Below are 9,627 nucleotides of genomic sequence, written 5' to 3'. Positions count from 1 at the left end.
GTCGATGCCCGCCGTGTCGATGAGGCCTATCGCGCCGAGTTCGGCGACGGGGCGAAGCGCGAGGCGCACATGCGCAAGGCGATGGAAGCGCGCCTCTATCAGCGTTTCGGCGCGCCCGAGCTGGCGCCGATGCTCGCGCACGAAGCGCGGGCGACGGGCGTCGCGATCAGCGACCTCGCCGCGGCCGTCATCGCCAAGGACAATGAATGGATCGAGCGCGAAGTCGCGCGCCGGTCCGCCAAGCTGAAAGGAATATCCGATGCCTGACGTGGCCACCGCCCCGACCGCCACCGCTGCGCAGACCGCCGCGGCGGGATCGCGCATGATCGGCTTCTATCTCGGTGCAGGCAATGTGAAGGTCGATTGCAAATTCGATACCGCGAACTTCCTTACCCGCGCCGATACAGGGCAATATACGGCCAATGGCTGGCTGGTGACCGGATCGGCGAACGCCACCACCGGACTTGTGTCGGTCGGAATGAGTTACAGCGGCGAAATGCTGGGGACGATCGGGTCGCTGCGAGGGTCCGGCACGGTCGGGATCGGGTTCGGCGTCAAACCGTCGCCGACAATCAGCGGGGGTTGGGTATCGTCCCTTTCGACTGGCGGGGCCTGGGCGCGCGGTGCCTTGAGCCTGAGCGGGACGCAGTTGTCGATCGGCTTCGCGGCCTCGCAAACGACCGCAGCGGGCACGGACGTTGCGATCACGAACGCGCTGACGGTGCAGGCTTCGGGCATATTGCCGGGCGGCAATAACACCCAGACGCTCGGCGCGAGCGGTTCGCGCTGGTCGGAAGTCTGGGCGACCAAAATGCTGACGCCGTCGGGCGTCATTCTGTCGCTCGCTGTAACGGGCGGCGGGCAATGGAACATCTCGGCCTCGACAGGCTCTTTCTTCCCCTCGTCGGATAATGCGCACCCGATCGGCAGCGCCTCGAACCGCATAACGACGCTGTTCGCGACCAACGGAACGATCAATACCTCCGACGAGCGCTTCAAGATATGGATCGGTCGCCCTGGCGAGGACCGAGCGGCCAAGGATCGCCGTATTGCGCGTGCGATCCTCGACGAGCTGGGATGGTATCAGTTCACCGATGCCGTGACCGAGAAAGGCCCGGACGGCGCGCGCTGGCACTATGGCGCGCGGGCGCAGCGCATCTGGCAGATCGTCGCGGACGAGGGGCTTGCGCCGCCGCTGGTCGAAGTCGAGGGCGTTCTGTTGCCCGACATCAGCTGGGCCGGGCCGGTAGCGCCGGCATGGCTTTGCTTCGACGGCTGGAATGACCAGTTCGAAGATGTTTACCGCGAGGTCATGCATGTCGATGAGGTGCAGGTCGGCGAAGAGGCAACGGGCGAGTTCGACACTGACGGCGCCGAGATCATGCGCCCCGTCACCGAAGAGGTCGAGCGCATCGAGCGCGAGCCGACGGGGGAGCGCCAGCTTGTTCGCTCGGCGGGGCATCTGTTCGGGTTCCGCGTCGACGAAATGAACCTGCTCCTGTCGTGGGCGCTCCACGATCGCCTGTCGGCGCTGGAGGCGGCGGCATGAAGCGGCTGGCCTTCCTCTTCCTGCTGCTCGCCGGATGCGATCAGGGCGGCGCGGCCGACGGCTATCGCTTCGGGCAAAAGGAGTTCGAGCGAACGCAGCCTGCGATCACGATCGTCACGCATCCGACGATCGCCGACCTGCGCGCCAAGGCGCCCAAGGCGGCGCAGCAGCCTGAGGACCGGCAGCTTATGGCCTGGTCGATCATCCGCCCCGACGGGTGCGAGGTCCATGTCGTTGACCCGGCCCGGTCCTACCAGCCGCAATGGATCGGCCATGAGGTCGCGCATTGCGTCTGGGGGCGGTGGCATCCGTAATTCGCAGTCCCCGCAAGGGGGAGGCAACGGGCGTTGCAGCGCCCGTCACCGCAGGGATTAAGGCCCCGCACCTTGCGATGCCGCGGCATCGCTCCGTTCCCCCACCGGCGCACCGGCGGGGCAAGCGATAGGTGTCAGAAGTGAACGAAGGATTGAATTTTGAAGCGGTCGGGCCGACGCGCCCGGTGGCCGGCTATATTGGCGGCAAGCGCAATCTGTCGCGGCGTCTCGTCGAGCTGATCGGTCGCACGTCGCACGATCTTTATGTCGAGCCGTTTGTGGGGATGGGCGGGGTCTTCTTTCGCAGGGACCGGCGCCCGCCCGTCGAGGTGATCAACGACATCTCGACCGACGTGACGACGCTCTTTCGCATCCTCCAGCGCCACTATCAGCAGTTCCTGGACACGCTGAAATGGCAGCTTGCGAGCCGAGCCGAGTTCGAGCGGCTGATGCGGGTTGATCCCGACACTCTGACCGATCTCGAACGTTCGGCGCGATTCCTGTATCTTCAGCGCCTCGCGTTCGGCGGGAAGGTCGAGGGGCGCAATTTCGGCGTGACGCGGACCGGCCCGGCACGGTTCGACCTGACAAAGCTGGTGCCGATGCTGGAAGCGGTCCACGAGCGCCTAGCGCCAGTTCATATCGAGCGGCTTCCCTTTGAGAAGCTCATCGCGCGCTACGATCGCCCAGGAGCGCTTTTCTATTGCGATCCGCCCTATCATGGGTGCGAGGATGACTACGGCCAGGGCGTGTTCTCACGTGCTGATTTCGCCCGTCTGAGAGACCTCTTAGAGGGCGCGAAAGGGCGCTTCATTTTGTCGATCAACGACCATCCCGACATCCGCGACCTGTTCGCCGAATGCGCGATCGAGGAGGTCGGCGTCACTTATCGTGTCAGCGGGCAGGTGACGGCCGCACGGGAACTGATTATCTCGGGCGGCAGAGGAGAATCGGAATGACCAACGACGTCGCTTTCATCAATACGCTGAACGAGAAGATCGCGGGCGAGAAGGGCGCTGGCACCAGATGCGTCGTGTTCGTCGATGGCTTTCCGAAAGGAATCGGAGGTGTGTCTATGATCGCCGTTGAAGGCGATGTCGCCATCATCGTTGCGGATGAAGAGGTGGCCTATGTGGACCCCGCGCGCGTCGTCGGGTTGAAGGTCATCGACTGAGGCAAGGCGCTTTCGAGTGCTACAACTTGTCTTGTCAGACACTCAAAAAGCTTTTGTCGCGCTTCACCTGGTCCATCGCGGTACAACTATGCCGTCACAGCGGCTCTATTCACCTTTTGTTCGTTCCCATTTGCCGCCGAAACGGACCCAAGCACGACGATAGCCTGAGTCGACGCGCGCCGACGGACGGGAAGAAGGTCCGATCTGGACATGTTTTGTTCTCATCGTCAAGCCCCCTTGGCGACGATCCCGGTCGCCGACAGGGAGCGATGCGACCACCAACGGGCGATCGCCCGCTTTGCGCCACGCGCTTTTGCGGCTAGGGCGAGCGGATGAACGGACTTTTCCCTGTCATGGTCGGCGGTGCGATCGGCGCGGGTGCGCGGCACCTGGTCGGCCAGATCCTGCTCGCGCGGCTTGGCCCCGGCTTTCCCTGGTGGACGTTGTCGGTCAATATCGCCGGCAGCTTGATGATGGGGCTGCTGATCGGCTGGCTCGCGCGCAGCGGCGGCAGCGATCAGGCCCGGCTGTTCCTGGGCGTCGGGGTGCTGGGCGGCTTCACCACCTTCTCGTCGTTCAGCATGGAGTTCTGGACGCTGTTCGAACGGGGCCAGATGGCGCAGGCGGCGGCCTATGTTGGCGCGTCGGTCATCATCGGCATTGCGGCGTGCGGCGTCGGAATGGTCATGATGCGGCAGCTTCCCGCATGAGCGGCGACAGCGCCATTGTCGCCGAAGAGGATGACGGCATCCGCCTCGACCGCTGGTTCAAACGGCACCGGCCGGGCACGCCCCACGCGCTGATCGCGCGCTGGGCCCGGTCGGGCGAACTGACCATCGACGGGCGCAAGGCCGATGTCTCGGACCGGATCGAGGCGGGGCAGACAATCGCGATGCCGGTGCCGCCCGCGGCGCCATCCGGCCCCCGGCCGCGCAAGGAAAAAGCGCTGTCGCCGGCCGATGTCGCGCTCGCCGAAGCGATGGTTATCCACCGCGACAAGAGCGCGCTGGTGCTCGACAAGCCGCCGGGCCTCGCGACGCAGGGCGGAACGAAGACCGACAGTCATGTCGACGGCCTGCTCGGCGCCCTGCAGGGCGATGCCGCCGTGCGCCCCAAGCTGGTCCACCGGCTCGACAAGGATACGTCGGGCGCGCTGCTCGTCGCGCGCACCCCGCGCGCCGCTGCCTGGTTCGCCAAGGCCTTTTCGAACCGCAGCGCGCGCAAGACCTATTGGGCGATCGTTGTCGGCGTCCCCGACATCGCGCAGGGCGAGATCGACCTGCCGCTCGCCAAGCAACCCGGATCGGGCGGTGAGAAGATGCACGTCGACGAAAAAGGCCTGCCGTCGAAATCGCGCTATCGCGTCATCGAACGCGCGGGCAACAGTGCGGCGTGGGTCGAACTGCAGCCGCTGACCGGCCGCACGCATCAATTGCGCGTCCATATGGCGGCGATCGGCCATCCGATCGTCGGCGACGGCAAATATGGCGGCAAGGGCGCGTTCCTGACCGGCACGATCAGCCGCAAACTGCACCTGCACAGCCGCCGGCTGCGCATCGACCATCCCGATGGCGGCGCGATCGACATCAGCGCGCCGCTGCCGCCGCATTTCGCCGAAAGCCTGGAAGCGCTGGGCTTCGACCCGCTGCTCGGCGACCTCCTGACCGAAGAGGCGCCGCGCGCATCGACCAAGACGGTGCAGAAGGCGAAGGCCAAGGCGCATGCGAAGCAGGTGCGCAAGGCAAGACGCGGCGAACGGCGCGGCCGTGCCGAGGCGAAGGTCCAATCGAAACCGGGGACGGCGAAACCAGCGAAGTCGAAACCGGGGACGGCGAAATCCGGTGCACCGAAGCCGGGCGGCAAACCGCCTGCAAAGCGCGGCCCGGCGAAGCCCGGCGCCGCGAAGCCCGGCGCCGCCAAGACGGGCGCCCGCGGTCCGGCGCCGCGAAAGCCGCGCTGATGCACCCCAATCCGGCGTTCCGGCCCCGGCAGGACGATCTCGCCGCGCTGCTGGTGCGCGAAATCGGCTTTGCCGCCATTTTCGCGGCGACGCCCGACGGCCCACGCGTCGCCCACGCACCCGTTGTGCTCAGCGCCGACGCGACGACGCTGCAATTCCACCTCGCGCGCGGTAACGGGCTGACGAAGCATCTTGCCGGCGCGCCGGCACTCGCGGTGGTGCAGGGCCCCGATGCCTATGTCAGCGCCAACTGGTACGCCGACGCCGCAACCGCGGTGCCGACGTGGAATTATGTCGCGGTCGAGATGGAAGGCGTGGCGCGCAAGCTGGGCGATGCCGAACTGGTCGCGCAGCTCGACACGCTGTCGACGCTGCACGAGGCACGCGCCGGCGAAAATCCGCCGTGGACGCGCGCCAAGATGGACGCCAACCATTTCGCGCGGTTGACCGGCGCAATCACCGGCTTCGAGATGCGGATCAGCGCATGGCGGCCGACGGTGAAACTGTCGCAGAACAAGGATGCAGCCGAGCGCGAGCGCGTGGCAGCGGGAATCGAGCGGACGGGCCACGGCGCCCTCGCGCATTTGATGCGCCAGCTCGCAGGCGATAAGGCGGGGGCATGAGCAACGAACAGGACCGGCTGGCCAAGAAGCGCTTTTTCGCGCTGTCGGCGATGCGAATCGTCGGCGCGCTTTTCATCATGGCGGGCTTCGTGCTGATCCGGGGCGGCTGGGCCATCGCCGGTCAGCCCACCGATCGCTGGATCGGCGTGATCGTCGTCCTGACCGGCGTGTTCGATTTCGCAATCATGCCGCGCATCCTGGCGCGCCGCTGGCGGACACCGCCCGCGCCATGAAACGCTTCTGGAAGACTGCCACGACCGTCCCGCAGGACGGCGGCCGGGGCATCGCGCTTGACGGGCGCCCGGTGCGCACCCCCGCGCGCGCGCCGCTGGTGGTGCCGAGCGAGGAGCTTGCCGAAGCGATCGCCGCCGAATGGAATGCACAGGGCAGCGATATCGATCCGGCGGCGATGCCGATGACCGGTATCGCCAACGCCGCGATCGATCTGGCGACGGGCGACCGCGCGGCCTTTGCCGAGACCATCGCCGCCTATGCCCAGACCGACCTTCTCTGCTACCGCGACGACCGCGATGCCGCGCTGCAAGGCGAACAGGCGGCGGCGTGGAATCCGCTGCTCGCCTGGGCGGAGGCGCGGCACGGCATCGAATTCGCGCTGGCGCAGGGCGTGCTGCCGATCGACCAGCCCGCCGCAACGGTCGCGGCGCTGCGCGAGGCGGTGCACGCGCTCGATCCCTTTCGCCTCGCGCCGCTGTCGCCGCTCGTCACCATCGGCGGTTCGCTCGTCGCCGGGCTCGCGCTCGTCGAAGACGCCTTCGCCGCCGACATGCTGTGGGAGGCGGTCAGCCTCGACGAGCTGTATCAGGAACGCCGCTGGGGCGCCGACAGCGAAGCGCAAAAGGCGCGCGACCGCCGCGCCGCCGATTGGGGCAATGCGGCGCGGTTCTTGCGCTTACTCTGACGAATCGATGCTCTGACGCCTCCGGTCAATCGGCGAAGTCGGGCTTGCGTTTCTGCATATGCGCCATCACCGCCTCCATCTGATTGGGGGTGCGGATGACCTTTATCTGTTCGTCGCTTTCGGCCTGCAGGATTTCGGCATCGCTCGCGTCGGCAAGCATGTTGCACAGCCGCTTGGCGCCGCGGATCGCATGCGGATTCTTGCCCGCGATCACCGCCGCGAGTTCCATCGCCTTGGCGAGCGGTTCTTCGGCGACATGCGTCGCAAAGCCCAGCGCCTTCGCCTCTACGCCGTTGAATTCGCGGTTGGTGTAGATCATCTCGCGCAGCACGTCGTCGGCGACCTGGGTGCGCCACAGCGCCATGCCGGCGACATCGGGGACAAGGCCCCAGCGCATTTCCATGATCGCGATGCGCGTATCGGGATGAACGATGCGGATATCGGCGGCGGCCATGATCTGGCTGCCCGCGCCAAAGGCGACGCCGTGTACCGCCGCGATCACCGGCACCGGCAGTTCGCGCCAGCCCCAGGCGGCATATTGCGCGTTGTTGGCAAGGCCGCGCGTCCGTTCGGCGAGTCCGCCGCCGGCGCTGCTCGCGCCCGGATCACGCTCGCCGCCGAGGCTGGAGAGATCGAGTCCGGCGCAAAAGGCGCGCCCCTCGCCCGACAGGACGACGACGCGCAGCCCCGCGGTCGCCTTGAGCTGATCGACCGCCGCCGCAAGCGCCTCCCACATCGCGCCGTCGAGCGCGTTCATCTTGTCGGTGCGGATCAGGCGGACGTCGGCGATGCCGTCGTCGAGCATGGTGATCGAAATACGGTCCTGCATGGAGAGTCCTCTCAGGCTTTCAGAAGCGCCGCTTCGACGAGCGGCAGTTGGTCGTTGCCGAAATACATATCATCGCCGTCGACGAACATCGACGGCGAACCATAGCCGCCGCGCGCGATCACCTCGTCGGTATTGGCGCGCAGCCGCGCCTTGACCGCATCGCTCGCCGCCGCACCGCGGATCGCCGCGCCGTCGAGGCCCGCGCGCGTTGCTGCCGCTTCGAGCACCGCAGGGTCGTCGAGATTGTCCTGCGCGCCGAAATAGGATTCGAACGCCGCCCGGGCGAAGGCGATCAGCGCCGGCTGATCGGGCTCGAGCGCGGTGGCGAAGCGCATCGCGGCAACGCTCTTTGCCGGATGCCAGCGGGAGGGGAAATTCATCTCCACCCCGGCGAGCCGCGCCCAGTCCCCCAGCACCTTCCAGCTATGTTGCAGCTTGCGATTGTCGCTCTGTTCGCGCGCCGCATAGACCGATTGGTTCACCGCGTTGAACACCCCGCCGACCAGGATCGGCCGAAAGGTCGCGCTGGCGCCGGTGCGCGCGATCAGCGGCTGGACGTTGGTGAACGCCAGATAGGTCCAGGGCGACGACAGGTCGAAAAAGAATTCCAGATGGCGCGCCATGATCGATCCTTTGCAAATGAAAAGGCGCGTCAGGCCTGCAGGTCGGCCTGTTCGATCGCGCGGTGGAACCGGCGCGCCACAGCGGGATCGAGCCGGTCCTCGAACAAGGTCAGATGCCGTTCGACCGTCCAGCGCGCGCTATCGAGGTCGCCGACCGCCGCCGGGTCCATCTCGCGCTGATATTCGAGGCCGAAGCGCAGGATCACGAGCGCATTGGTGCAAAGATCACCGAGCCGCGCGCGCGACCAGTCGAGGTAGCCGCGATCGATCATCGCGCCAAGATAGAGCATCAGCTGGCCGTGCACGCGTTCGTACCAGCCGTCGATGTGGTCGAGAATGATCGGGCTCGATTCGCCATAATCGGCGCGGTCGCGATAGAGAAAGCGGAAGGTATGGAGCTCGCGCTGCATGCAGGCGAGCAGTGCGACATATTCTTCGATCAGATCGCCGTCATCGGACGGCTGCAGTTGCAGCCGCTCTTCGATCGCCTCGGCGAAATCGGCGCTGATCGCGTCGAGGAGCGCGCGCTTGCTTCGGAAATGATACCAGAGATTGCCCTCGGCGATGCCGACATCGGCGGCGATCGCCGCGGTCGATACGCTGCCGAAGCGCTGTTCGTTGAACAGGCGCAGCGCGGCGGCGAGGATACGGTCGCGCGTCTTGACGCGGGGTGCGTTCACGCCTTCTTTTCCCAATATTGGTCGCGCAGCAGCCGCTTGTAGAGTTTGCCCGTATCGTGGCGCGGCAGCGCCTCCATGAAATCGATGCGGCGCGGCACCTTCACGCCCGACAGTTTCTGGCGCGCATAGGCGCCGAGTTCGTCGCGGAATTCATCGGTCGCGTCGGCCATGTCGGCGGGCTGAATCACCGCGATCACCTCCTCGCCCATTTCCTCGTGCGGGCCGCCGACGACCGCGACATCGGCAACTTTGGGATGGGTGACGAGATGGTTTTCGATCTCCTGCGGATAGATGTTTACCCCGCCCGAAATGATCATGAAGCTCTTGCGGTCGGTGAGATAAAGGAAGCCGTCGGCATCGAGCTTGCCGACGTCGCCGAGTGTCGACCAGCCCTTCGAATTGCGGCTCGACGCGGTCTTTTCGGGGTCGTCGTGATATTCGAAGACATTGTCGCTTTCGAAGAAGACCGCGCCCTCCTCGCCCACCGGCACTTCGGTTTCATTGTCCTCGCCGACGATGTGGACGGTCCCCAGGATCGCGCGGCCGACGGTGCCCTTGTGCGCCAGCCAGTCCTGGCTGGTCGCGAAGGTCATGCCATTGCCCTCCGACCCCGCATAATATTCGAGCAGCACCGGCCCCCACCAGTCGATCATCGCCTGCTTGACCGGGACCGGGCACGGCGCCGCAGCGTGGATCGCGCTCTTCATCGACGACACGTCATATTGCGCACGCACCTCCGCGGGCAATTTGAGCATGCGGACGAAATGGGTGGGCACGAACTGCGCCGCGTTGCAGCGATAATGCTGGATCGCCGCCAGCGCGGCTTCGGGATCGAATTTCTTCATCAGCACGACGGTGCCGCCAAGCCGGTGGATCGTCATCGACCAGCGGAGCGGCGCGGCGTGATAGAGCGGCGCGGGCGAAAGATAGATGCTGTCGGCGTTGATCCCGAACGC

The 9,627-nt window shown here is 66.2% G+C and carries 14 protein-coding genes; 10 read left to right on the top strand and 4 right to left on the bottom strand.

Features of this window, described 5'->3' with window-relative positions:
• From ABS88_RS20345 to ABS88_RS20300, 10 genes are all read left to right on the top strand, one after another.
• Window positions 1-267: hypothetical protein (locus ABS88_RS20345; RefSeq protein ID WP_286750435.1), on the top strand; the 267-nt coding region annotated here is incomplete at its 5' end.
• Window positions 260-1,549: a tail fiber domain-containing protein gene (locus ABS88_RS20340; protein WP_286750434.1), complete on the top strand. Its 1,290-nt coding sequence runs from the start codon at window positions 260-262 to the stop codon at window positions 1,547-1,549. The genes ABS88_RS20345 and ABS88_RS20340, both read left to right, overlap by 8 nt.
• Window positions 1,546-1,863: a hypothetical protein gene (locus tag ABS88_RS20335; RefSeq protein WP_286750433.1), complete on the top strand. Its 318-nt coding sequence runs from the start codon at window positions 1,546-1,548 to the stop codon at window positions 1,861-1,863. Before ABS88_RS20340 ends, ABS88_RS20335 begins: the two co-directional genes overlap by 4 nt.
• A gap of 140 nt (window positions 1,864-2,003) precedes the next feature.
• On the top strand, window positions 2,004-2,822 hold the full coding sequence (locus ABS88_RS20330) for a DNA adenine methylase (RefSeq protein ID WP_286750432.1): 819 nt from the start codon (window positions 2,004-2,006) through the stop codon (window positions 2,820-2,822).
• On the top strand, window positions 2,819-3,037 hold the full coding sequence (locus tag ABS88_RS20325; RefSeq protein ID WP_058812580.1) for a hypothetical protein: 219 nt from the start codon (window positions 2,819-2,821) through the stop codon (window positions 3,035-3,037). The genes ABS88_RS20330 and ABS88_RS20325 overlap by 4 nt, the downstream gene beginning before the upstream one ends.
• A gap of 332 nt (window positions 3,038-3,369) precedes the next feature.
• Window positions 3,370-3,747, top strand: a complete 378-nt coding sequence (gene crcB, locus ABS88_RS20320) for a fluoride efflux transporter CrcB (RefSeq protein WP_286750431.1) — start codon at window positions 3,370-3,372, stop codon at window positions 3,745-3,747.
• Window positions 3,744-4,997 (top strand): RluA family pseudouridine synthase, encoded by a 1,254-nt coding sequence (locus ABS88_RS20315; protein WP_286750430.1) that lies wholly within the window; start codon window positions 3,744-3,746, stop codon window positions 4,995-4,997. The genes crcB and ABS88_RS20315 overlap by 4 nt, the downstream gene beginning before the upstream one ends.
• A complete protein-coding gene (locus ABS88_RS20310) occupies window positions 4,997-5,620 on the top strand; it encodes an FMN-binding negative transcriptional regulator (protein WP_062764402.1) in 624 nt (207 codons plus the stop codon). The genes ABS88_RS20315 and ABS88_RS20310 overlap by 1 nt, the downstream gene beginning before the upstream one ends.
• Window positions 5,617-5,853 (top strand): hypothetical protein, encoded by a 237-nt coding sequence (locus ABS88_RS20305; protein WP_003048754.1) that lies wholly within the window; start codon window positions 5,617-5,619, stop codon window positions 5,851-5,853. Before ABS88_RS20310 ends, ABS88_RS20305 begins: the two co-directional genes overlap by 4 nt.
• Complete coding sequence (locus ABS88_RS20300) at window positions 5,850-6,539, top strand: ATP12 family chaperone protein (protein WP_286750429.1); 690 nt, start codon at window positions 5,850-5,852, stop codon at window positions 6,537-6,539. The genes ABS88_RS20305 and ABS88_RS20300 overlap by 4 nt, the downstream gene beginning before the upstream one ends.
• 25 nt (window positions 6,540-6,564) lie before the next feature.
• On the opposite strand, the gene ABS88_RS20295 is transcribed toward ABS88_RS20300, so the two are convergent.
• The 4 genes from ABS88_RS20295 to ABS88_RS20280 form a co-directional block, all read right to left on the bottom strand.
• Window positions 6,565-7,368, bottom strand: coding sequence for a crotonase/enoyl-CoA hydratase family protein (locus tag ABS88_RS20295; RefSeq protein WP_062764406.1), 804 nt, complete (start codon window positions 7,366-7,368; stop codon window positions 6,565-6,567).
• Window positions 7,369-7,379: 11 nt separating this feature from the next.
• Window positions 7,380-7,991 carry a 2-hydroxychromene-2-carboxylate isomerase gene (locus ABS88_RS20290; protein WP_286750428.1) on the bottom strand — a complete coding sequence of 204 codons (612 nt, stop codon included), beginning with the start codon at window positions 7,989-7,991 and terminating at the stop codon, window positions 7,380-7,382.
• 29 nt (window positions 7,992-8,020) lie between these two features.
• A complete protein-coding gene (locus tag ABS88_RS20285; protein WP_003048746.1) occupies window positions 8,021-8,671 on the bottom strand; it encodes a TetR/AcrR family transcriptional regulator in 651 nt (216 codons plus the stop codon).
• The coding region (locus ABS88_RS20280) for an AMP-binding protein (protein WP_286750427.1) at window positions 8,668-9,627 on the bottom strand (960 nt) is incomplete at its 5' end. The genes ABS88_RS20285 and ABS88_RS20280, both read right to left, overlap by 4 nt.

The organism is Sphingopyxis sp. SCN 67-31 (assembly GCF_001725095.1).
Note: the sequence above shows the minus strand (reverse complement) of the source record. Positions and strands in the feature narration are given on the sequence as shown.